Below are 25036 nucleotides of genomic sequence, written 5' to 3'. Positions count from 1 at the left end.
AATTTTATAACATAGTTCATAATACCGTTAAATGGTACTTAAGGCAGTATCACATAGAAACAACATTATGTTTTCTCTTTATTGTATGTGTTTCTACAATTTGTTGAATAGTCTCTTCGAGAGAAATGGTAATATCCCAAGATGGATAATGTTTACGCATTTTTTCAAGATTTGATATGTAGCAAATATGATCTCCTACCCGAGGTTCATCTTTGTAAATGTAATTTTGTGCTTTTCCAGAATATTTTTCCACATATTTAAATGCTTCAAGAATTGAACAGGAATTAGCCCTTCCCCCTCCAATATTATAAACTTCTGCCACTCTAGGAGAAAGAATAAACTCTTTAATAAATCTTGCTACATCATAAGCGTGTATATTATCACGTACTTGTTTTCCACGGTATCCAAAAATTTTATATTCCCGCCCCTCTAAATTGCACTGTACCAAATAACTTAAAAAACCATGAAGTTCTACTCCAGAATGATTTGGCCCAGTAAGACATCCTCCTCTTAAACAACATGTAGGCATACCAAAATAGCGCCCATACTCTTGAACCATTATATCAGCTGCCAATTTAGATGCTCCAAAGAGGGAGTGCTTTGATTGATCAATAGAAAAGTCCTCTGCTATACCATTTCTGTATTGCTGATCAACATAATCCCAACGAGTATCAAGTTCTATAAGTGAAATAGAGTTTGGGAGGTCCCCATAAACTTTATTAGTAGACATATGAATAAAAGGAGCCTCAGGACAAGATCTACGTGCAGCCTCTAAAAGATTGAATGTTCCTACTGCATTTGTATCAAAATCATCGAACGTAATAGTAGCAGCGAGGTCATGCGAGGGCTGTGCGGCTGTATGTACGATGGCATCCGGCTTTATTTCTTTGAGTAGATCCAATAGACCTTGCCTGTCGCGAATATCGAGTTCATGATGTTGAAACGAACCACCGAGCTCGTCTATGAGTCGATACTGATTCCATCTTGTATCCCCACTAGAACCAAAGAAAACTGCTCTCTGATTATTATCCAAGCCATGAACTTTCCATCCAAGTTCAGCAAAGAATACAACAACTTCTGATCCTATTAATCCTGAAGATCCTGTTACAAAAATCTTTTTCATACTATTAATGTTAAACCAGTTGAAAATCTATTTTATAAGTGGTGCTAAATCTCTTAGCCCATAAGTACCTCCACCAAAGATTTCATAACCATAAAAGAGAATATGCTTGTGAGTGTAGTGAACTAAGTTATAAGTAAGTAGCCAAGAAATTGAATACTCCTACATATAAGATTAAACAAGTGGATTGGCTTGTAGATCAACGAAAAGTTTCTAAATACTTTCAAAAACTCTCCTCACTTAATCCATTATGAAAGAGGAGCCTCTAAGAGCGTTACTTTTGCAATATTTGAAAATAATTTTCTACAGAATGCTAAGTCGAAAATTAGTAACCAACACCGTTTTACAGGGGTCAGATTTATTCAGGATTGATTATGCGGTTTGTCGTATAAAAATTTCTTTTCCAAAAGAGTAAAACAACTTTAGAATTTTTAAAAGGAGATTTTTAAAATTAAAGTCATAAGGAATATAAAATTTAAAAGGAGTTTTAAATAAATAGTACCAGTAAGCACTTTTCAAGGGGTGACTATCATTGAAGTGCCATGGTTTAGAACTACCCGTATAGTGAATTATAATATATTGCCTGTTACGCAAATCCTGCTTAAACCAAGTATTTAGTAAATTAAATTTTTCATTCAACTCACCCCAACTATTTTCAAAAACTATATTTAAAATATCTTGATCATGAAACATCAACTCATTATTAAATTTTAATGCTATCGAAAAAAATTTTTTTGAAATGTTTTCAGACCTCCACCTTTTCAAATTTATAAGTAAAACACCTGCATTAAAATATTTTTCTCCAGTAAGTCCAAGGCTTCTTAATCTACCTATATTGTGCCATTTCACTTCGTTTACTGCATACAAAAACAGTTCTGTGTTTTCGTTTTTACCAATTTCACTCCCGTTAACTTGATAGCTGCTGCTTTTCCAAAATTCTAACTCAACAAGTGAGTCTAAACCTGAAGTTACAATTAAGTCACAATCTAAATACAAGACTTTTTCAATGCTATCCGGCAATACTTCTGAAAGAATAAGGCGATAGTACGAAGCTCTAGATATATAACCACTAATATAAAAGCGACTAAAAATAGAATCATTGACATACAGACTTATTAACTCTTTTTTGTATCTTCTGAACAAAAAAGAAATCACACTTTTTAACAATTGACTCTCTTGAATATCATGCAGAAGATACACATTATTGATTCTATCACAATTATTTTCCAGAAGTGAAGTTACAGCAACACAAAAATGTTGGATATAATTTTCATCTACTGCAAAGACAACATCAATCTTGTTCTTATATTCACACATTAGTTTGATATTAAGTCAAACATTTATGGATACTGTTAGTCTTATTTTAACAAATAGAGCGTCAAAATATATACAAAGTCCTCATTAGCTGTATCGGCAAAATCCTTGGTTGACATTGTGAAATCGAACTAAGTCTTGAATAACCTAGAGTAATTCTTTTTCTTTTTTATCTTGAAAAGATTAAAAGATCTAAACTTACTTTCTAAATAGAAAAGACACCTTTTAAAGGTTTTGGCTAATCCTATCTTTCCCCATTTAGCTAAACGAAATATCATATCGTATACATCGATAGAAGGCAAAGCTTTTCTTGACTTTGGCACATTTAGCTCTTCAAATAATGAGTTTATCTTTTCCAAATAACTTATGTATAACATTAATAATGAACTACTAAAGAACTTCTCTCTATTTATTAAGTATAATTTTCCTTTTTCAGAAGCTTCATTATCTAAATAATTCATCTCTTTTATTACTTCAACATACTCAAGTTTATGACAAGCCCTGAAAATGCAACAGAGATTTTCAATCCAGACAGAAAAGCTTAGCTGTGGAAGTTGATGAACACTTCGGCGCTGTTTTAATTCAAAATAATTTAATTCAGGAATGTTCTTTCCCATATTTTGAAAGTAACTGACAACAAAGCGCGTACGATGCAATTCAGGATGGTACAGTGATGGATATTGATTAGCTCGAATGATTGCCTCTTTCAACCTTCCAGTGCAGAGCAGAGAAATAATAAAATAAGACCATTCTATTGGGTCTGGATCTGGTGCACCATATGAACCTAAGCTATGCTGTATCGGCGCCATAATCCAGAAAAGTGCTTTTTCTGCATCACCCTTATAAAGATTACAGATCGCAAGCTTTAGTTTAGGCTCGCTCATCCAAGATACATACTCTAGGCATTTTAAATAAAGTTGTTCAGCTTCATCAAACTCACCATCCCACAATTTTTTGTCTCCATTCTGCAAGAGTATTAAATGCAACCCATCACACTTTATAGTGCTAACTTTAGTTGACTTATTTACTATCCTTAGTTCCTCAAAAGGGTTTGTCTGAACAATTTTCTCATTGGACTTAAGCTCTTTATTAAGATTGAACCACTGTAAAATTTGATTTCTTTGCTGAAGCGTATGGTGAGAATGCACCAACTTGTAACCTCTATCTGTTATATCCTTCAGTTCTTGAAGGTTTTTAAATAAATAGCTTAGCTTATCAAGTACAGTATTACCATCTGCGAATACACAATTGTGCATGTCGACAAAACCTGCAGCCTCAAGCATTGGGGATTTTTCTGTTATGAGACAGGCTTTTGCCCCTGGTATCTCAAAATGTTTTCGTACCACTTCTTTCGCTACTGTTCCACATGCTGGCACAAAATATGAAGCATTGATAGTGCGAGCGTATTGCTCACCACATATCATGAATGGTGAAGAACTTTCGTAGCCTAGATGTGGAAATATAAAGGATGGATAATGTTTAGTAATGATGTGAAAGATTTCTTGTCTCCAAGGATATAATGAATTGATATTACCATTAAAAGTAAATGGTATAATTTTACTTTGCTTGTAGTCCCTGTATATAGTTCTGTCTACGAAGTTCGGCCAAATAAATAAATCACAGGATATCTCTGGAGTATGTTCAGCCATAGTAGTGCTTATAGAGAAAAAAGTTTCTATTCCCCACTTTTCCATATCAGAAATAAAACCGACTCTACAGTCACACCAAGCGTCTCCATTGTGTAAACCTAACTTTGGGATAGTTGGATGGCTAAAAGTGTTAGAAATTTTTATTTTTTTTGATAAAGTAGAACGGAAACCGCTTTCAAAAAGAGTTAAGTCAGGTTCATAAATATCACATACTTGTTGATAATCACAGTCTCTGTTGATCAATATCACATCAAAGAACTCGGATAGACACTTAACATGGAGCTGCATATGAGATTGCAAAAAATTAGGCAACATATCATGCTTCCACTGAAAAAAGACTAGTCTCGGTTTCTTAGCAGATTTTTCCAACATCTTTTATTTAGTATTAAAACCAACTATTTTATTAAATCTCATTTGTAGTCAGCCCAGATAAAATTTATATAATAGCAATCTTTATGTTATGCGGAAGAGTTTGATAAAAGAGATCATTATCTAACCTTCTCTGTCATTTTTATTAGTGATCGTCTTATGTCAATTCTTTTGTTTAGCTCTTTATAAGAATAGACCATTGACATTCCGATAAGTACCCCATTAATGATCAAAGAATAGGGTGAGATTACCTTTTTGAAGACTATAAAACTCACTAATCCAATTACAAACTGGACTAGAAATATTGTATAGAAATCTTTAACAAATCTGAATTTATACAGTCTTTTAGAAACAACATAGTTTTGCAGAAGCAACATAAAGTACCCAAGGAAAAATGCCACTCCTAGTCCATCTAAGCCAAAAAGCTTATACCCAAAGACATTCAACAACACTATATAAAGATTTGCAGCCAATTCACTCCAGAAGAAAACACTATTAGCTCCCTTAGCTAAAAAAATAAATCCTATTGCCCAACTGGCTGTTTTGAAGAACATACCTAAGGCTGCCCAGTGTAACATGCCATTTATCTTTAGAAAATCTTTAGAATAAAGAAGAACAATTGCCCAATCTACAAAAGCAATAAAACCAACCAGAATGGGTGCAATGATAAGAATAGCAATCTCAGCCTGCTCATTGATAGCGTTATTCGTAGCCACATTATCTACGGATGCTTCGGTTAAACGTGGGTAATAATCTGTCGTCATTGCTGTGAAAATCATTCCAACATAGGTATTGATCATTGCGAATCCTGCACTGTATAATCCTACTTGTTCTACTCCACCAGTTCTACTTATGAAGATCCTTAGGAAATAAGAAGTAATTATTGGCAACAGACCACTTAGTGTTAGCATAAATCCCATCTTTAGCATTCCTCCCCCCTCTGACTTTAGGGTAGATATACTCGCTCTTACTTTAGGGATTTGGACTTTAGATGCGAAAAACCAAGAGAAGCAAAATGATATAATAGAACTTATTATAATTACTGGCACAATACCTTGTACTCCTAACCAATAATAAATAAGTACGGAAACAAATAACCCGACAAGCATACCCGCTATGTCAGCCTTTGCTAAATACTTGAGCTTACGCAAACCTTGCAACACTACGTGCTGCCCCGCTGCCAATTGAGATAAAAGCAGCGTTATAGAAATTAGCATAAACGCCTGAGTATACTCTTCATTGCCAAAAGTTATTTTACTAAGGTAAGAGGAGAGGAAAAGTGTAAACAATGCACCTAGCAGACCTGTAAGCCAAACTAATCGACGCAGAACAGAGACTGTCAAGCCTATTTTTTCCTCGCTAGCAGCTGCTGCAGAGACATTTCTCACGGCACTAGTTGCTAAACCAAAGTTTGTTAAACTTCCTATTAATGCAGTTGTTGAAACTAATAAGCCGGCTATCCCCATACCAGCTGGACCAAGAAGAATGGCAACAAACTTAGTTTTTACAATGGAAATAATAATGTTAAAAATCTGCACTCCACCGAATATGGAAGTCGCCTTTATTATTTGTCTATAGGAAGCTTGTTTAACTGTCATTATTCTATTGTTTAGAAACCTATAGTTGAAGTAATTTGAAACTTTATATATTTATTGTCTTCCAGAACTTCTTGTTCTTTGTGCTCTTATTTTCATAGCCGTACCCATATCCATAGTAACTACCATTACCTTTCTTTGCATCATTCATCACGATCATGGGGTACTTTAACTCTTTGTTTCGCCTTATATCATCTACTGTTTTTAGATGCTTCTTACTTGTATAGTTATACCTCACAACATAGATCGTTGAATCTACAATTGGGCTAAGACTAAAGGCATCTGCCACCAGCCCTACTGGCGCGGTATCAATAACTATGTGATCAAAACTATGCTTCAAGTCATTTATTAAATCAGCTAACTTGGAAGACATCATCAATTCTGCCGGATCAGGAGGGATGGGGCCAGAACTTATTATAGACATGCCAGGAGGTTCTTCCAAAGGCTTGATAATATCGGCTATCGAAATTTCATTTGAGATCAGGTAATCGGAAATTCCAGGGCCTTTAGTAAGTCCCAGTTCCTTTGATATATTAGGATTGCGAAGATCCAGTTCCAGAACTACAACTTTTTTTCCAGTTAATGCCAAAGTAGCAGCAATATTAATGCTGAAGAAGGTTTTTCCCTCTCCACTCATACAAGATGTGACTAACATCGTTTTGTTTTCTTTGTCAACCGCTGCAAACTGAAGTTTGGCTCGGATGAGCCGAAACATTTCAACAATGGGCGTTCGTTTACCCGTTGTTACCACAAGCGTTTCAAAATCATTGTGCATGATATCGCCAAGAATTGGCGTATCCGTCAATTGTTCTACATCCCGCTGAGTTTGCACTTTATCGTTCAGATAATCTTTTACAAATATTCCAGCAAATGGTATAGACAGTCCAAGCAAAACAGACATTAAGTATATAGTTTGTTTGTTAGGACTAACCGGGTAATCTGTTGCTATAGCAGGATCGATGATTCTGGAGTTTGATATATTTGCAGCTAATGATAAGGCAGACTCTTCCCGTTTCTGAAGAAGGTATAAATACAAGTTTTGTTTTATGGCCTGTTGACGGTTTATTTCTAATAACTCCCGTTCCATAGAAGGAACCTTACTTATCTTTGTCTGGTACTGACCTGAGTTGGCTTTTAAATTGTTACTCGTAATTACTAAGCCCTTCTTTATATTGCGAAGGTTCTCAATAATATTTGCTCTGAGATCCTTCAGTTGCTCATCGATATTCTTCACCAAGGGGTTATCCGGGAAGGCATTGCGAAGAATTCGCTCACGCTCCAATTGAAGTTCATTGAACTTTCCTATTAAGCCTGATAAAGTTGGGTCCTGAATGGTTAGAGTACTCGGAACCATTTTATATTGATTATTACTACTCCTCATATACTCTTCGATCGACTCTAAAATATCGATTTGTATGGCCCATTCAGATAATTTGCTGTTGTAGTCACTTGCCTGCGCGAGATATTGGGTAGCCTGTGCACCTACATCTGTGAGCTCGTTTTTTCGTTTATACTGTTCTACATCTTTCTCAACATCAGAAAGCTCACTGGTAAGATATTTTAATCGTTCATCCAGAAACTCTATAGTACTGGCTGCCTTTAGGTTCTTATCCTCAACGGCTTCTTTACTATAGACCTCAACAAGTTTGTTAATAATATTTCTCCCCTTCTCAGGTATAGGATCAACTAAGTTTATTTGCAGTACGCTAGCCTCCTCCCTTTTCGGATAAATCATTAAGGCGTAGTTGTAGTGCCTAGCTACTGCTTTGATATTCTGAAAAACCACCTTAATTTTCTGGTTTGTAGGTATATCCTTGGCAGCAATGCCTGGAGCTATCACTATTTTGAATATTCCGTAGGGCCTTGTTACTTGTTGTCCATACCTATATACCAATAACTTTTCGGGCTCCTCCTCAATTTCATACTCAGTTGCAGATTTTAAATTAACAGTAATACTTTTTCCGTAAGCAGCTGTGTCAAAATGGCTAACGATCAACTTTATGGGAACTTCCCTCCCATATATCTCTATGTCTTTCACGCGGCCTTCAACAAAAAAACTTGTTGAAAGCCCTAATTCACTGACAACGCGCTGCATCAAGCTTATCGAAGAAAGCACTTCTATCTCATTATTGATGTTTTTGGATGATTTTATCATACCAATCTCTCCCAAACCACCTGCGTCAGCGTCATTTTCTCCGCCTTTAAGAAGAATAGTGCTGCTGATACTGTAATGTGGGACAGTATAATATGAGCAGTAAAAATGAGCGGCAGCCAAACTAAGAGCTCCACCAATTATAAATAAATACCAGTATTGCAGATACTTGGAAACAACCTCCCTAATATCTTTAGACTCAGGCTGCTCAGATCTTAAGGGAAATAACTCTCTACTCTTCATAGATATCTTTTAAAAAACCTGAGTTACCAATAGTGTCACGACAGATACAAGCGCAAGTCCAATTGATAGGCCATACTGCATGTTACTTCGGCCTGAACTCACTTGTACAGCCCTCACCCTATCTGGCTCAACATATATTATATCATTCTGCTGCAGGTAGAAGTATGGGGATTGCAGCACGTCTTTATTGTTCAGGTTTATACGTGTAGTTGTACGTTCTCCATCTTGTTCCCTAATTAATAGCACATTGTCCCTTTTGCCATAAGCTGTCATATCACCGGCCAAGCCTAAAGCTTCAAATACATTTATTCTTTCGCTAGGCACAGTGAATGTGGATGGATTATTAACTTCCCCAATTACAGTCACTTTAAAATTGAGGAAGTTGATATTAATGATCGGGTCCCTTGCATACTTTCCCAACTCGAATACTAGCTTTTCTGCAGCTTGATCTTTTGTCAAACCCGCTAATTTAACTTTTCCCAGCACTGGCAACGTGATATCACCGCTTTTATCAACTAAATACCCTGTTGTTTTTAATGATGATTCAGAACTCCCGCTGCTACCTGTTTGAATCACGCCTCTGTTGAACAATATATTAGACTCAGCACTTAAGCTCGTTATGGTGATATTTAACAAGTCATTTGGCTGTATTTTAGGATCTACATCATTTACTATTGCCTCAGATAATGTAATTTCTTGATGTAAATCGCTGAGATATGTCAGGTTCCTAGGAGAGCAAGAAGCTATGCTAAGTAAAAATATAACATAAAGTGTTATGGCTTTCATAGAGTGTACATTAAAGCCCTATAGTGGCAAGAAAAAGATCAATTGGTTACATGCAATGAAAAAACTTTATTATCCTATACGGCGCTTTTTATCATTGGTATAGGATAATTAAAAGTATTTTAAGTTATGTTATGCTTGTGTGCTAGTGCTATTCAATTCATGCTAATCACTTATGCCTAAGTTGAATTTTCATTAAGGCTAGATAAGTAATATATAATATTACCTTACTATAATAATGCTTACTCCCTAACATTAAAAGTGATCAACGCACTAAAAGCTTTCGAATATAACGTTGGTTTTGTTCACCCTGTGTTACGGTCTGTTCACATAGATAAATCTGACTTGTGACAATTAAAGTATAGAAAGAATTTATATAACTATTGTTTTTTTAATAAGAATATCTTTAAATGCATTGGTTATAAGGCTTATTTCATCTTCCCTCATCGGCACATACAATGGCAAAATGATCGAGCGATCCTGCAAGTCCTCCGAGATTGGCAATTCTACACTTCTATGGGAATCTCTGTAGGCCGTTTCCCTATGTGAGTTCATGATCCCCCTTCTACTGGCTATACCTCTGTCTAATAATTCCTGCATCAGGGTGTTTCTGTCTATCGGACTTGAAGGTTTCAGATAAATGCAATAAGACTGATAGTTGCTAAAGTATCCTTCTTCCTCAGGAGGCAACCCGATAAAATCAATGACTTTGAAAGCCTCATGGTAGGCAGAAGCAATCTTTCTCCGCTCCTCCACAATCCAGTCCAGCTTCTCCAGCTGTTTGATACCCACTGCAGCTTGTATATCGGTCATGCGATAGTTATACCCCACCTCCACGTGATCTTCAAAAATGATCCTGCTGGCTTCATGGCGCACCCGGTCGTTGACAGACATCCCATGTTGCCGTAGGAGTTTTAGCCTGTTATAGTAGTCTTCCCTGTTTGTAGTAATCATTCCTCCATCTCCTGTAGAGATGACCTTCCTGGGATGAAAAGAAAAGCAGACAAGCTCGGAATGTGAGCCGATCTTCCTGCCTTTGTAAGCAGAGCCAGCAGCACAGGCGGCGTCCTCGATCAGCTTCAGATTATACCTGTCACATAGCTCCTGAAATGCTTCAATATCTGCTGGCATGCCTATCTGATGCACCAGCAGTATGGCTTTGGTATTTTTAGTAATGCGCTTCTCTGCGTCAATTGGGTCGAGGTTACATGTTGCTTGCTGTACCTCTGCAAAAACGGGTGTAGCACCAACGTATTGAATTGCATTTGCAGTAGCAATATAGCTCATCGAAGGGCAAATGACTTCGTCACCGGGCCCTATTCCTGCCACAATCATGGATAGATGTAAAGCAGTGGTACAATTAGATACTGCAACAGCATACTTTGCCCCTGTATAGGCCGCGAATTTTTCTTCGAATTTTTGCACCTTCGGGCCTTGGGTGATCCAGCCCGTCAGTATCGTGTCGTAAGCAGCCTGTGCTTCGTCCTCAGTCAGGTAGGGTTTTGCAATCGGTATCATATTGGCAATGCTGAAGTTTTCTTTTCAAAATACCACTGGCTCAATTCGCTTAAACCTTCTTCCAGGGTGAAGGTCGGCTCGAAATGAAGTAGCTCTTTCGCCTTCCTGTTGTCAGCCAATCTTCTGCTTACAGGATTCACCGTGTTTTCTTCCCGGTATGCAGGTATAAGGGCAGACTTGTTCACTTTTAATAGTGCCTCCAGTAACTGCTTCAAACTCGTTTCTTCACAATTACCGACATTAAAGGCTTGATCTGTGACCTCCGAGACTAGTGCAGCCACATTTGCTTTTGCTACATCCCGCACATAAACAAAGTCCATGCTGGTACTGCCGTCCCCGTAGATAAGCGGAGAATTACCGTCACGTATACAATCAAGCCAGCGAATCATCACTTCGGTATACTTACCGTCGGTATCCATCCTTGGTCCATATACATTGAAGTAACGCAAAGCCACATAATCTAGCCCGTACATGAATTTGTAGCTCCGGAACAACTGTTCCCCCCATAGTTTTGCGCCGCCATAAAACGTCTGGTTATCATAAGGGTTATCTGTTTCAGGAGTAGGGAAATGCTGTGCAAGACCGTATACTGATGCACTCGAACTATAGATCAGCTTCTTTACTTTATACTTCACACAGAGTTCTGCCAACTCAAAGGTAGCCCGCAGCATCACTTCAAATCCTTCTTTTGGGTTTGCTGCACAAGCATTTATACGTAAAGCAGCCATGTGGAACACGTAATCTGCATCGGCTATGCACCTTTCCAGAAGTGCGGCATCTCTTATATCTCCTTCAATAAACTCAACAGTTGAGTTACCTATAAAAGAATTCATATTCTCAAAGCTGCCCCGCACCAGGTTATCAAGGATGATGATCTTTGCCGGGCTGCTTTTTAATAACTCCTCCACCAAGTATGAGCCAATAAAGCCGGCACCACCTGTGATTAGTATTCTGGAATTCTGGATCTTTTTATGCATGAGCCTGATTATTTAAACTAAGGACAACGATTCCGCTAATGCTGAGAGGAGACTAATCAAATTGACATTTATATTGAAGTTGATAGTAGCTGTTCATTCAGATCCCTGGCAGGGTTCCCCGCCATCTTTGCGTTACCTGTGACACTCTTCAGCACATTACTTCCCAAGCCAATCAGCGCTCCATCACCTATGCTGATACCATTCATAACATTGGAGCCACTCCCGATATAGCAATTCTTTCCAATCAGGGTCCCTCCTGCTACTACCACATTACTTCCGATCAGGGTATATTCCTCCACTACCACATCATGGTGAATGACCGAATTAGGCAGGATGCAGACATGATCCTTAATACAAGCGTTGCTCGTGATTACTGCTCCTGCCATAACCAGGCAATTGGCTCCTATTTTCACGTTTCTTCCAACCGCAGCTTTCGGATGTATGGCTGTGATGTACCTGCTCCTGTCGAGTTCCAGGGAAGCAATTATTTCCTTCCTTCTCTGAAAAGAAGTAGCGCTCCCTGGCACGGCTAACACAAAAAGCTCTTTGTATCGCTGCAAGATATCCCTGGTGAAGATCTCGTATAGATCCGCCCTCTTCTGCTGATCATCATCCACAAAACCAACAAGCTCATAGTCATCAAAATTGATGCAGTCCAGTGCCTCAATTCCGTTACCGTTAAAGGGAAAAATGATGAGTTTTTTTTTAGGCATTCCTATAGGCATTTAGAACATCGATCACATAGGCGACCTCTTCATCTGTCAGTTCTGCATACATAGGCAAGGAGACACAATGGCTCGCCAGATACTCAGCATGCGGACAGTCCCCTTCCTGATATCCCAAATGGGAATAAGCCTTCTGTAGATGGCAGGGCACAGGATAGTGCAGGCCCGGAAAGATATTGTGTTCGTTCAGGTATTTAAAAAGTCCCTCCCTGTCTGCAGTGGTGACCACGAAAAGGTGATAAATAGACTCAGCCCAATCAGGTTTCGCCTGAAGTTGCAGCTGCTCATTTGTAATTTCCTGCTGGTATCGTTTGGCAATTTCCTTTCTGCGGTTATTCCAGGAAGGAAGGTATTTCAGCTTCACACTCAGAGAGGCTCCTTCCAATCCGCCCATACGCATGTTAAACCCGATCTCATCGTGATAATACCGCACGGTAGAGCCGTGGTTGCGCAGGCTGAGTAAGTGCTTGTAATAATGCTCCTGATTGGTTGTTATACCTCCGGCCTCTCCACAGGCGCCTAGGTTCTTACCGGGATAAAAGCTGAAGCAGGCCATTACGCCAAAGCCACCTACTGGAATGCCATTATATGTTGCTCCCTGGGCCTGAGCTGCATCTTCAAGCAGATAAAGGCCATACTTCTGGCAGATCACCTGCAAAGCCTCCACATCAAAAGGTTGTCCATAAAGGTGTACCCCTATAATAGCTTTTGTCCGGGATGATATTTTCTCCTCGATTCTGGAAGCGTCGATCTGCCAGGTATCAGGAGTGCAGTCGACAAACACTGGAGTGGCTCCGGTATAGGACACCCCCCAGGCGGTTGCGATAAATGTGTTAGCCGGTACGATCACCTCGTCTCCTACCCCAATGCCCAGTGCCAGCATGGCCAGGTGTAAGGCGGAGGTACCATTGTTCACCCCTACTGCATAGTTTGTCTTGCAGCAAGCGGCGAAGTTTTTTTCAAACTCTTCTACAAACGGACCTCCTGAAAAAGCGGTGTCGTTATACACCTTTTCAAAAGCCTCGAATATTTCCTCTTTAATCTGCTGGTGTTGACCTTTCAGGTCAAGGCAAGGAATTTTTTCCTGCAGAGCAAGTGTAGGCATATCAGACAAGGACTTCGTGTGTGTATTTGATTATTTTAGCCGGGTTTCCCGCCACAACAGCATTTTCAGGCACGTCCCGTGTAACTACTGAGCCCGCACCAATAATCGCCTTTCTACCGATCCTAATGCCACAGAGAATTGTAGCACTGGATCCTATTGAAGCGCCGTCCTCTACAAAGGTTTCCACGCAGTTCCAATCCGCTTCTAATTGCATAGAGCCGTCCTCATTAGTTGCCCTCGGAAACTTGTCATTAATGAACGTGACATTGTGCCCAACAAAGACATTATCAGCGATGTGTACCCCCTCACAAATAAACGTGTGACTGGATATCTTGCAGTTTTTGCCGATACTAGCCCCTTTCTGGATCTCAACAAAAGTACCCACCTTGGTACCATCGTCTATACTGCAACCATAGGCGTTAACGAAATTGAAAATCTTCACGTCCTTACCGAGTCTTACATTATGCAGGCTCTGCTTGTCATTATCAATTGTAACTTTCACCATACGCTGTATCAGATTAAAACTTCGTTACTTTTTGTTATAGTTGGCACCAGGTTACTTTCCAGTATGACTTCCCGGCCGTTTTGCTTGATTGATTTGTTGGATGCCTCCAGAATCCGGACCACGTCTAGTCCCAGATGGCAGGATGACTTAGGTTGCTTCTTCTCCTGGATACAATGAATAAAGTCATTGGCCATTCCGAGAAGCGCCTCCGTTGTGGTTAGTTTTGGAACATGTATATCCCCTGTTCTGTAGTCAACCAATACTCGTTTCCTTTCTTCATCATTAGAGTAGCTATACCCTGTGTCGTATACCTTTATCTTTTCCGTCGGCTCCAGATCGTTGTACAGAATCATTTTCTGGTCTCCTCCTACCAGCATCATTCTCACTTTTACAGGGCTGGTCCAGGAGCAGTTAAAATGGGCGATAAAACCTGAGGCGTAGTTTACGGTAAGGTAGGCGATGTTCTCGATGTTATTGTTGGTATGGGTTATACCTGTGGCATTTACGCTGTACGGGCGTTCATCAACAATGTAATTCAGTATAGAGATATCGTGAGGCGCCAGGTCCCAAAGCACATTAACATCTGACTGGAATAGGCCTAGGTTAATTCGAGTTGAATCCAGATATTTTATGTTTCCCAGTTCCCGACTATCGACGAGGTCCCTCATTTTCTGCACTGCTCCTGTGTACAGGAAGGTATGGTCCACCATCAACAGTACCCTTTTCTGCTCAGCTAGGTTGATAAGAAGCTCTGCTTCTTCAGTAGAGGAAGTCATTGGCTTCTCGAGCAAAACGTGTTTACCTTCTGCAAGAGCTTTATGTGCCAGAGTAAAATGCGTGGCTACCGGAGTGGCGATAACCACCGCATCTATCTTAGGATCATAAATGATTTCTGCTGCGTCGCTTACGCCTTTAATTGTAGGGAAGATTTTTTCCAGCAGCCTCAGGCGCTCCGGCCGTGCTTCTGCCACCGATATCACACGGCAGTCATTCGCAGCAAAGAAATTCCTCACCAGGTTAGGTCCCCAATACCCATAGCCTATAATGCCTACATTTATCATAGCTTTTATAGTGAATCTATAAATTTTGATTTTCTCAATCCTATATAATCTATAACTATACAAACGCTTATAAGAAGATAGTTTATCAACTAAACCATTAATTATTTGCATTAATAGATGATATACTTATACGGTAAAGATTAAATTATATTTACATATTCATAATTAATATAATTATATTGGTTAAATGTATATTATTTAGGTGTAAAAGACCTTTAATTAAGTGTGGAGCTAGTATTAATTTAGTCTGATATAATTAATTGCAGGTAGAAGTTACTAGGGCATATTTCTATTATTTGTTTTGTATATAACAAAGTTGAAATTTGATGATATAATCAGTTTAAACAATATTATGTCAACTATGTACTATTAAATACGTATGTTTTAAATATGTGAGTTACAAATAATATATCTTCATTTAGCCGAATCGTAATTTTTTTCTTAACTAACTCTATTGTATATGTCTTTCTTATTAGTCAACTGATAAGATGGACATAAGAGTTTAGTGAACTTCTTATTACAATAGCTATGAGAACTCAAATCATAAAACTTATAATTTTTCTAATTGCAATTTCACTACACTTATCTACTGAACTTAATGCTCAGGGCAGATCTCAAGTACGACCGAGTCGAAACGGAGAAGTCCCCAGTCAAAACAGGGGTGCAGCAGGAGTGCCAATTGATGGAGGTGCTAGTGCATTGCTTGTTGCTGGAGCAGCCTATGGGCTAAAGAAACTAATAGATTCTCGCAGGAAAAGAAAAGAGATAGAGTAAATCTTCAACTGCAGACAAGCTTCGAACCTATTTAATTTACACTTTGAAATTTTAAGTATGCAAGAATACAAGCAAGTCTTACGTTTCCTGCTATACGCCCTGGGCCTTTGCCTGTGCTGGTTTCTGCTTTATGACTTCTGGTTAAGTGACTTGGATAATTGGCTCACTTTACAAATAGTTCATGCTACTGTTTACACGATTAATATGCTAGGCTACAATGCAGCGGCTAGGGATATTATGATACAGATAAATGGCGTAGATGTTGTGTTTGTATATCATGCATGTAATGGCATGGTCCTAATGGCTCTTTTCGCTGGTTTTATTATAGCTTTTCCGGGTCCTCTTTCAAAGAAACTCATTTATATTCCATTGGGAATAGTTCTCATTAATCTGCTCAATATATTACGTGTTACTGCACTCGCACTTAATGCACACCACTTCAGCCATACTGTCGATTTCAATCACAAATACACTTTTACATTAGTAGTATATGCTGCCATATTTATGCTATGGATGTATTGGGTCAAGAGGTTTTCAGGTATGACCAGACATGTTGACGCGCAAGATATTGAAATATAAGCAGCTAATCTTAGCAAGAAATTGGGCGATTGTCAGCGTTTTTATAGTAGTCATAATAATTGTAGGGCATCATGAGGCTTATATTAAAGATTTAATTTATTTTTTCTGTAGCAAAGTTCTACTACTTCTTTCACGTAATGCTCAAGCAAAAGGTCTTTTAATAGATTATGAAATTCTTACAGTTAGGGTGGTCAATATGTTCTACAGACTGCTTTATTGTAGTATTTGCCTTTTAATTATTCAAACTTATTATAGAAAAATAGTAATAACAAAACTTGCCTTTTTGCTTTATATAGCCTTGCTAAGTCTAACGTTAGGCTTATACTTTGCGGCTGATCAGCTACAATTAGATCAACTCCATACTGTAGCGTTTCGGATAGATACATTGCTTGTTTCACCTATGCCCGTCATTTTATTTATTCCTACAATATACTTGCAGGTTAAATTAAAGAATAAGTGATTATCACATTTTATTACAATATGTTTTCAAGTAGATATTAGCCCTTTATACACAAGCCGTTATAGAAAATTAAAGAATTCTATAAATATTTTAAATATTTATAGAATTCAAAAATAACAGCTTTACATCATATTTTAAGCCTTTCACTAAAGTTTAATGTATATAGCAATCCTTAATCCTAAATTTAAGTATATTTTTTATAAGGATAGATCAATGCCATTTTTTAATACTAGTTCCTTCGTTGTTACATCTCACCCTGACTTCAATTTAGGTTAAGTTAGATTGTAATAGTAGTAAATAATACATTCTATGGCACATAAATACGCTACCATATTTAAATGGATAAATGTCGTGCTAGATTATGCCATTTTAAATGGCGCTTTATACTTATGCTTTTTACTGTCAGACTACAAATTGGCGTGGATGAATGTGTATGACTACCGTATATCCATTCTCCTTCTTAACTTCTGCTGGTTCTACTGCTCCCATATTTTTGATATATATAGTAATATTCTTAGTAGAGAATCAATTCCGGTAATTACTTCTAACCTCGCAGCACTTTGTATGTTCACAGTGATGGCAATTTTAATTAAGCTTTTGCTTCCTTATCTTTATATTCCCCCAACACCGTTTATTTACTATTTTGCCCTATTTCCAACTTTAATACTTACTTGGCGCTTTTCATTCCTTTTGCTTAGAAAATATCGCAGAGGCTCTTGGTTGGGATCTAATAGTATAGCTATTATTGGAGCAGACCTCACAGGCATAAATCTATACAAATACTTACAGGATAACCCACAGTTAGACTATCAAATAGCAGGTATTTTTGATGATGATAGTCGTAGAGTGCCGGCTTACATAAAGTATTTAGGGAGTGTAAATGATAGTATCAGTTATGCGAGCGATCATAAAATTAGTGAACTCTATTGCGCATTACCCTATAGTCAAAGTGACAAAATAGAAACACTATTACAGGAAGCCGATCATAAAATGGTACGACTCAGGCTAGTCCCAGATATGAAGGGAAATATGCAGCGTGAATTTTCAATAGCTTTGCTTGGCTATCTTCCGGTTCTCAAACCTCGGCAAGAGCCTTTAGAAAACAAAGCTAACGAAGTAATCAAACGAGCTTTTGATGTACTTTTCTCCATGTTAGTTATACTACTATTACTGAGCTGGCTCATTCCGTTAATGGCAATCATCATCAAATTAGACTCTCAAGGTCCAGTATTTTTTAAGCAACTTCGTTCAGGAAAAAATAATAAGCCTTTCTATTGCCTTAAGTTCAGAAGTATGACAATAAATAATTACTCAGATGTTACACAGGCTAGTAAAGAAGATATTCGTGTCACCAAAGTTGGAAAATTCATCAGGAAAACGAGTATTGACGAACTTCCCCAGTTTATTAATGTTTTTGTGGGTGATATGTCTGTAGTTGGACCACGTCCTCATATGCTTAAACATACCACTGATTATTCTCAAGTTATTAATAACTATATGGTTCGGCACTTTCTAACGCCAGGCATTACAGGTTGGGCACAAATTAATGGATTCAGAGGTGAAACAAAGGAAACTCGATCCATGCTCAATAGAGTTCAAGCAGATCTATGGTACTTAGAACATTGGTCTATTTTACTTGATATTAAAATTATTTTCCTCACTATTTGTCAGATTCTTACTAAGCATGATAACGTATATTAGTGGCTTGGAAACAATTCTAGCTGAGATCTATTGATTAGTTTGTATGACATTATCAAACAAGTATACATTCAAGCCACAATCTAGCTACCACTTTCAAAATTTTATATCTATAAAAACAAATTGACGGGGTTTACCCTACATCTGTGCACATTCATTATCTTAACACTGATTTTTTTATTATTATAATTAAAACTCTTATTCAATTCTCTCAGGCCAAGATCTTACAGATAGTATATTTCAATTTGTTTTCGTTAAGGGACCCATCAAGTATTTGTAATAAACTATATTCATTTCCCTAATTACTAAGGTCGTATGGGTTTTAGCTCATAACCGCTAGTATTCTGTTTTCCCTGATTTATTAAAAAGCACAATTATATGTGCTCCCTCACTAAGTTTTTTCCAGGCAAATTCTTAAAATTTAGTTGACAGCTGATATTTCATAGCCAACGAATACGCTGATCAAAAAAATTATCAGAAATTTATTTCTGCTTAGGCAACCTCCGGGGCATTATCTACATCTAGGAGGTAAAGAGCAACATAACAGCTCACAAGCGGCCAGATAAGCGACATCATTTGATAAAATTTTACCCAGCGTGACGGAACAGGAGTTAATAGCAGGTTGCCAGAAGGCCGATAGTAAAGCGCAGAAATGCCTTTACGAGCGCTTTGCCTCGCCGATGTACGGTGTGTGCCTGCGTTACCTCAAAAATCAGATGGATGCTGAGGATGCCTTGCTCAACGGTTTTATGAAGGTATACCAGAATATAGATAAGTTTGAGGGCAAGGGCAGCTTCGAGGGATGGGTAAGACGCATCATGGTGAATGAAGCGCTGGGGTTTTTGAGAAAAAAGGAGTCGCTATACCTGTCCATAGAAGACGACCATGTACAGGTGGCGGGTGGCCCAAGCGCCGATCACGATCTGGCCGAGGGAGAGCTCTTGGAGTTGTTGCGCACTTTACCTGCCGGCTACAGGGCAGTTTTTAACCTGTATGCAATAGAAGGATATTCTCACAAAGAGATAGCCGACATGCTGAACATTACGGAAGGCACCTCGAAATCGCAATTGAGCAAGGCCCGCGCCATGCTGCAACGCAGGCTAACCGGAAAAGAAGCAGTCGCCAGCTGATAAAAAGGAGGTTCGATCATGAAACCAGAAGACATAGACAAACTATTCAGGGAACGTTTGGGCTCCTCGGCCCCTACTCCTCCCACCGACCTTTGGAACAGGCTACAGGATCGGATAGAAACTGAGATGCCTGCAGCCAGCAAAGGCGAATCAAAACCCAGAGGCTTTATGTGGCTCTCCTACTCGATCGCTGCGGCCATTACGCTGCTACTATCAGTGGGCATTGTGTTCTTCAACGTGCAAAACGGCTCCGTACCGGTTAACCGGGACGATCTGGCAAACAACAACGTGTTGATTCCAGAGCAACCACTTGTTATACCTGAACCTGACAAAGCCGAAGAGCAACTGGCGCAAGTAACCGCGCCAACACCTGCACCTGCAGCTGATGAAGTTGAAACCACGCCGGCTATACCTGCTACAAAGTCACAAAAACCTGAGGCAAGCGAAAGACAACTTATCGCCAAAGCTGAGCCAAGCGCTATTGTAAGAATGTCGAGTCCAAAAAACGGTGCAAAAGATACAAAGCCAGCGCAGCAGCTTGTGGCCCAAGTGGAAAAGCCGGCTATACCTGTAGCAATCGAAAAGCCGGCTGTCGATAACACAGGAGCCACCCCACCCGTGATGCTGGCCTCCAACACTGCGGACATGAACGCTCAGCCGGTGGAAATTATAATAAAGCGTGCTGTGGCGGTACAGGATACGGAAGAAATTGAGGAGCCAAATGGCTTCGAGAAGAAGCAAAAGCTCGCTAAAAACATCTTTAAGCAGGTGCGAAACCTCTCTAACGGGGAACGGGTTGAGCTGTCGGAGCTCGGTATCAATGCTGACAGAATTGCACTTGAAACTCAAATCGGGAAACAGAAAATATCAAAAGTCATTAATCTCTAATCTTTAAAACCATGAAAAAGGTACTACTTCTCATTACAGCCATCATCATGGCTGCAGCCACCGGTGTGTCTGCCAAAGGCGGTCAAACCATAGGCGAGCGACTCGGACAGCAAGACACGATCGTTGTGAAAATGGCCAACGGCGCCAAAATGGTGCTATACCTGCAAAACATAGAGCAGCTCAAAGCTTTCGAAAACTACAGCCTCGACTCGCTGATGCGCGTTCTGAACAAATATGTAGACCAGGTAGACCGCATGGACGGCGCCAATAAAGAACTGAAATCCCAGGAAACCACAGTGGTATTTGGTAAAGATGGCAACGACCCGGAAACAGTTACCATTACGGTACAGGAAACCGGCCAGGACGGCAAAGTGTCGAAAGAGAAGCACGAAATCCGCATAAACAAAAACATCAAAATCGATGTGGAGATTGAAGAAAAGGATGGCAACACCAAAGTGAACGTAACCACTCCTGACGATGACTCTGTGAATGTGAAAAAGGAGAAACCATACAAGGCTACCCGCTCAAATTTTGACATTGACCTGGGGCTGAACAACTTCCTGAACCAAAACAGCCAGGAAGTGCCGGATCTGAAACCGCTGGGCTCCCGCTACGTGAGTCTTAACTGGCACCTGAACTCGCAGATCGGTGGTCGCAAGAGTCCTTTCTACCTGGTATCGGGTCTGGAGTTTGCCTTCAACAACTATATGTTCGACCGTAACTATGTGATCGAAGAGGATGTGAACGAAGTAACCTTCTTCCGCCGCGAAATGGAGATCAACTACGACAAGTCAAAGTTGACGCACTCATCGGTTAACCTGCCGTTGATGCCCATGCTGAAGTTCAAGCGAAGTAACGGCAAGGAAGGATTTAAATTAGGCGCCGGCCCGTTTTTAGGCTACCGTTTGGGAGCTCACTCGAAGTTTAAGTACGAGGATGCAGGTCGTACGCAGAAAGAAAAAGTGCGCAGTAGCTACAACCTGAGTGACTTCCAGTACGGTGTGACAGGCACCATCGGCTACGGCAACCTGGACCTGTTTGTGAAATACAACATGAATGATCTGTTCAAGGATAACCGAGGTCCGGATGCCAACGTGATCAGTTTTGGTCTGAGGTTGCTTAACTAGCGAGCAGTTAATAGCGTGAGACTAATCAGTGCAAAGGCCCCGATTTGGGGCCTTTGTGTTTTAGGAGGATGCGTGGCGCATGAAATTATCGATGATGATAGCCGTCGCGGTGGCCACGTTCAGCGACTCGGCTCCGCCAAAGCCAGGAATTTTAATCAACCGGTTCACTTCGCGGGCAATCTCAGGTCGTATTCCATTGGCTTCGTTCCCCATTACGACCACACCTTGTGGCTGCAATGTCATCCGATGCAGATTCTCCCCTTCCAGCGAAGCACCGTATACCGCAATGCTTTTCGGCAACTGATGCAACCATTCGGCCAGGTTAAGGTAATAGGCTTTAACACGGGTAAAAGAACCCATGGTGGCTGAGATGGTCTTAGGGTTGTAAAAATCAGCACAGGTTTCGGAACAGACGATGCTTTTGATCCCATACCAGTCTGCAATGCGGAGGATAGTACCGAGGTTTCCCGGATCACGTATGTCGTCCAGGGCAATGGTGAAATCACTTGGTTTGAAGTTCAGGTTGGGAAGCTGGCGCATGCGGGCGACTGCCAATCCGGCATTATTGCTTGAAAAAGTGCCCGCCTTGGTCAAATCCTGTTCCGTAACAAGTTCGTATCGTGTACCTTTGTTTAGTTTGTTGCCATGCTCCTGCAGGAATTCCTCGGTTATGAACAGGTGCTGTAGCTCAAAGTCTGAGTGGAGCAGCTCCAAAACGCTTTTTGCTCCCTCCACTACAAAGGCTTGGTGTTGGTTGCGGTATTTTTTTACTTGCAGGGCGTTAATGTACTTTATAATTGCTTTCGACAACATAGAGCGAAGAATCGTTTGAGAACACGATGTTACATATTCGGGCTGGTAATTACAATTATTAGTTTTGCCGCCTGTGTGCCGACCAAAAGTCTGGGCGAGAACGAGCAACTTTTGTTGGGCATCGAACCAAAGGGGATTAAGCATGTTAGCCGGACTGATATTGAAGGACTCTACCAGCAACAACCTAACCGTACCTTCCTGGCCTCTACTCCCTATCTTTCCATTTATAATTTCGGGAAAAGATTCTACAGCCCTTCGCGCATAGATGAACGTATTGCGGAATTGCGTGCGAAACGCGCCAGCAAAATAGCCGAAGTAGGTGCCGATTCTACCAAATCCCGTCGGATCCAGGATCGCTTCGACCGTCGCATCGCCCGTCAGCGAGACCGGAAGGAAGAAGGCAATCTGTTGATGCAGATCGGAGAACCGCCAGCCATCTACGACTCCCTTTTGATGAACCGTACGTTGGAGCAGGTAAGCGTTTACATGAATACCAAAGGCTTTTTTAACCACGAAGTGAGCTACGAAAAGCTGGAAAAGGGCAAAAAAGTCTACATCAATCTCAACATAACCGAAAACGAGCCCTACCGCTACAGCCAATTCAGCTATACAGTGCCCGACGACTCGCTGCTGCGTGTTGTGAAGCGCTACGAGGACAGATCGCTGCTGAAGGTGGGCGATGTATACGATGAACAGCAGATCAGTTCCGAACGTGACCGACTGTATGAAATGATCCGCCATAATGGGTACTTTGACTTTGCCCGCGCCTACATCGAGTTCGAGGTTGATACCAGCTTTAGCGGTAACACGGTGCGGGTGAACACCATCATCCAGAACCCGGAAGACCAGGACGCCCACAAAGCCTATACCATCCGGAACGTATACTTTAAAACAGATGCAGACCGCTTCGGCCTGGTAAGAGATACCCTGGAGTTCAACAATGTGCAGTATCTGGCCTATGATCAGAAGTTCTCACCCAACATCCTAGACAAAAAGGTGTCGGTATACCCGGGCCAGCGCTATAGCCAGTTCAGAACCTCGCTCACGCAGAGGCGACTGGCCGAAATGGACGTGTTCCAGTTTAACAACGTGAGCTATAGCAAGATCACAGATCTGACGGATACGCTGGCCGGTCATCAGCTCAATGCCTTTGTCAACGCGGTTCCTTCGAAGAAATTTCAGGAAACCACCGAACTGGGTATGAACTTTACGGAGCGACGCCCCGGTCCTTTTTCCAGTGTCAGGCTAAAGGTGCGCAATGTTTTTGGTGGCGCTGAGAACCTGGATTTTGGCATACGTGGAGGTCTGGAAGGACAGATTAACATTTCGGATCCAAGTGAAACAGTTATGATCCGGGAGTTTGGTGGTGATGCAGCCCTCACCTTCCCAACTTTTGTACTCCCTTTTGGCGGCAGGAATATTTTAGAAGACTATAATCCCAGAACCAGGATCTATACTGGATATACGAATGTTAATCGTTCCGAATTTTCCCGATCCATCTACGAAGCCTCCCTTGACTACATCTGGTTTAAGTACCCACGTCCTTTGCAGACACCAACAGTACAGTATACCTTTTCTCCAGTCAACGTGAACGTGATTCAGGTGGGCCGTATCAACCCCGCTTTTGACAGCACATTCTTACAGAACCCAAGCATCCGGTCCTTCAGCGAAAGTTTTAGAAGCGGCTTTATTTCATTTGTCAGCTTTAGCCTCATCTACAACACCAATGACTTTATTCAGTCCCGCAATGCACGGTACCTGCGCGTGCTGACCGAAGTGGGTGGTATTACTTCCAAACTGGGTATCATGCCTGAAACGGGCAATTTGCGTCAGTTTCAATATGCCAGGATCAACCCGGACTATCGCCGTTACATCCCATTGGGTGGGCAGCGTTATTTTGTCTACAGAGTCAATGCGGGGGTGGGTGCTCCGCTATTTGGCTCAAGCGCCCTGCCTTACGACAAGTATTTTTTTGCTGGGGGCGCTTCAAGCGTTCGCGCCTGGACAGCCCGACGTTTAGGGCCTGGCTCCTATCCTACGCTTCGATCTGATACAGAAGGCGTACCAGTGCTACCAGAGCAGCCAGGTGAGGTGTTACTGGAAGCCAGCGCCGAGTACCGCTTCAATATGGTGGGCTTTTTGAACGGAGCTGTGTTTGTGGACGCTGGCAACGTGTGGATGCTCAAACCCGATAACCGCCCAGGATCTGATTTTCAATTCAACCGTTTTTATAAGGAATTGGCTGTTGGCACCGGCTTTGGTCTGCGCCTCAATTTCTCTGTGGTGATTCTGCGTTTTGACTTTGCCACGCAGGTATACGACCCGGCAGGAGATGTCAACGGCAATAAATTCGTGATCCGCGACTTCCGTTTTTCTGATCTCTTCCGCCAAAGCGTCCCTACCCAGCGACGCACCAACCTGAATATAGGTATAGGTTATCCTTTCTAGAAA

At 40.7% G+C, this 25036-nt stretch carries 21 protein-coding genes; 8 read left to right on the top strand and 13 right to left on the bottom strand.

What is annotated here, in order from left to right; genetic code table 11:
* Nucleotides 1-49: 49 nt before the first annotated feature.
* The 12 genes from BD749_RS02280 to BD749_RS02225 all read right to left on the bottom strand — a co-directional run bounded on the left by BD749_RS02280 (nt 50) and on the right by BD749_RS02225 (nt 15116).
* Nucleotides 50-1123, bottom strand: coding sequence for an NAD-dependent epimerase/dehydratase family protein (locus tag BD749_RS02280; protein ID WP_101442750.1), 1074 nt, complete (start codon nt 1121-1123; stop codon nt 50-52).
* A 369-nt stretch (nt 1124-1492) separates the two neighbouring features.
* Nucleotides 1493-2437: a glycosyltransferase family 8 protein gene (locus BD749_RS02275; protein WP_101442749.1), complete on the bottom strand. Its 945-nt coding sequence runs from the start codon at nt 2435-2437 to the stop codon at nt 1493-1495.
* Between the two features lie 128 nt (nt 2438-2565).
* Nucleotides 2566-4455: a glycosyltransferase gene (locus BD749_RS02270; protein WP_101442748.1), complete on the bottom strand. Its 1890-nt coding sequence runs from the start codon at nt 4453-4455 to the stop codon at nt 2566-2568.
* Between the two features lie 116 nt (nt 4456-4571).
* Nucleotides 4572-6050 carry an O-antigen translocase gene (locus BD749_RS02265; protein ID WP_101442747.1) on the bottom strand — a complete coding sequence of 493 codons (1479 nt, stop codon included), beginning with the start codon at nt 6048-6050 and terminating at the stop codon, nt 4572-4574.
* A 43-nt stretch (nt 6051-6093) separates the two neighbouring features.
* Nucleotides 6094-8442, bottom strand: a complete 2349-nt coding sequence (locus BD749_RS02260) for a GumC family protein (protein ID WP_101442746.1) — start codon at nt 8440-8442, stop codon at nt 6094-6096.
* 9 nt (nt 8443-8451) lie between these two features.
* Nucleotides 8452-9228 carry a polysaccharide biosynthesis/export family protein gene (locus tag BD749_RS02255; protein WP_101442745.1) on the bottom strand — a complete coding sequence of 259 codons (777 nt, stop codon included), beginning with the start codon at nt 9226-9228 and terminating at the stop codon, nt 8452-8454.
* A 369-nt stretch (nt 9229-9597) separates the two neighbouring features.
* Complete coding sequence (locus BD749_RS02250) at nt 9598-10743, bottom strand: DegT/DnrJ/EryC1/StrS family aminotransferase (RefSeq protein WP_101442744.1); 1146 nt, start codon at nt 10741-10743, stop codon at nt 9598-9600.
* The gene (locus BD749_RS02245) at nt 10740-11720 is read right to left on the bottom strand and encodes an NAD-dependent epimerase/dehydratase family protein (protein WP_218972538.1); all 981 of its coding nucleotides are present in this window, start codon (nt 11718-11720) and stop codon (nt 10740-10742) included. Before BD749_RS02245 ends, BD749_RS02250 begins: the two co-directional genes overlap by 4 nt.
* Nucleotides 11721-11788: 68 nt before the next feature.
* Nucleotides 11789-12433, bottom strand: a complete 645-nt coding sequence (locus BD749_RS02240; protein WP_101442743.1) for a NeuD/PglB/VioB family sugar acetyltransferase — start codon at nt 12431-12433, stop codon at nt 11789-11791.
* Complete coding sequence (locus BD749_RS02235; protein ID WP_180336297.1) at nt 12426-13550, bottom strand: DegT/DnrJ/EryC1/StrS family aminotransferase; 1125 nt, start codon at nt 13548-13550, stop codon at nt 12426-12428. Before BD749_RS02235 ends, BD749_RS02240 begins: the two co-directional genes overlap by 8 nt.
* Before the next feature lies 1 nt (nt 13551).
* Nucleotides 13552-14055, bottom strand: coding sequence for an acyltransferase (locus BD749_RS02230; RefSeq protein ID WP_101442742.1), 504 nt, complete (start codon nt 14053-14055; stop codon nt 13552-13554).
* Between the two features lie 8 nt (nt 14056-14063).
* Entirely contained in the window at nt 14064-15116 is a 1053-nt protein-coding gene (locus BD749_RS02225; RefSeq protein ID WP_101443587.1) for a Gfo/Idh/MocA family protein, read from the bottom strand.
* A 528-nt stretch (nt 15117-15644) separates the two neighbouring features.
* On the opposite strand from BD749_RS02225, the gene BD749_RS19730 reads away from it, so the two are divergent.
* The 7 genes from BD749_RS19730 (at nt 15645) to BD749_RS02190 (ending at nt 21772) form a co-directional block, all read left to right on the top strand.
* Complete coding sequence (locus tag BD749_RS19730) at nt 15645-15890, top strand: PID-CTERM protein-sorting domain-containing protein (protein WP_101442741.1); 246 nt, start codon at nt 15645-15647, stop codon at nt 15888-15890.
* Nucleotides 15891-15947: 57 nt separating this feature from the next.
* On the top strand, nt 15948-16469 hold the full coding sequence (xrtX, locus tag BD749_RS02215; protein ID WP_101442740.1) for an exosortase X: 522 nt from the start codon (nt 15948-15950) through the stop codon (nt 16467-16469).
* Nucleotides 16441-16929 (top strand): XrtX-associated membrane protein, encoded by a 489-nt coding sequence (locus BD749_RS19725; protein WP_101442739.1) that lies wholly within the window; start codon nt 16441-16443, stop codon nt 16927-16929. Before xrtX ends, BD749_RS19725 begins: the two co-directional genes overlap by 29 nt.
* Nucleotides 16930-17238: 309 nt before the next feature.
* Nucleotides 17239-18630 carry an undecaprenyl-phosphate glucose phosphotransferase gene (locus BD749_RS02205; protein ID WP_101442738.1) on the top strand — a complete coding sequence of 464 codons (1392 nt, stop codon included), beginning with the start codon at nt 17239-17241 and terminating at the stop codon, nt 18628-18630.
* A 593-nt stretch (nt 18631-19223) separates the two neighbouring features.
* A complete protein-coding gene (locus tag BD749_RS02200) occupies nt 19224-19757 on the top strand; it encodes an RNA polymerase sigma factor (RefSeq protein WP_101442737.1) in 534 nt (177 codons plus the stop codon).
* 18 nt (nt 19758-19775) lie between these two features.
* Nucleotides 19776-20645: a hypothetical protein gene (locus tag BD749_RS02195; RefSeq protein ID WP_101442736.1), complete on the top strand. Its 870-nt coding sequence runs from the start codon at nt 19776-19778 to the stop codon at nt 20643-20645.
* A gap of 11 nt (nt 20646-20656) precedes the next feature.
* Nucleotides 20657-21772, top strand: coding sequence for an outer membrane beta-barrel protein (locus BD749_RS02190; protein ID WP_101442735.1), 1116 nt, complete (start codon nt 20657-20659; stop codon nt 21770-21772).
* Nucleotides 21773-21832: 60 nt separating this feature from the next.
* Here the strand turns inward: BD749_RS02190 and BD749_RS02185 are convergent, their stop codons facing one another.
* Nucleotides 21833-22585, bottom strand: coding sequence for a TrmH family RNA methyltransferase (locus BD749_RS02185; protein WP_101442734.1), 753 nt, complete (start codon nt 22583-22585; stop codon nt 21833-21835).
* Between BD749_RS02185 and tamL the strand changes: the two genes are divergently transcribed.
* Nucleotides 22544-25033: a translocation and assembly module lipoprotein TamL gene (tamL, locus tag BD749_RS02180; protein ID WP_449577688.1), complete on the top strand. Its 2490-nt coding sequence runs from the start codon at nt 22544-22546 to the stop codon at nt 25031-25033. The two genes, BD749_RS02185 and tamL, sit on opposite strands and share 42 nt — an antisense overlap.
* The last annotated feature ends 3 nt before the right edge of the window (nt 25034-25036 follow it).

Source organism: Pontibacter ramchanderi (assembly GCF_002846395.1).
GTDB classification, from domain to species: Bacteria; Bacteroidota; Bacteroidia; order Cytophagales; family Hymenobacteraceae; genus Pontibacter; species Pontibacter ramchanderi.
The sequence above is the reverse complement of the archived record's forward strand: the minus strand, read 5'-3'. Positions and strand labels throughout refer to the sequence as shown.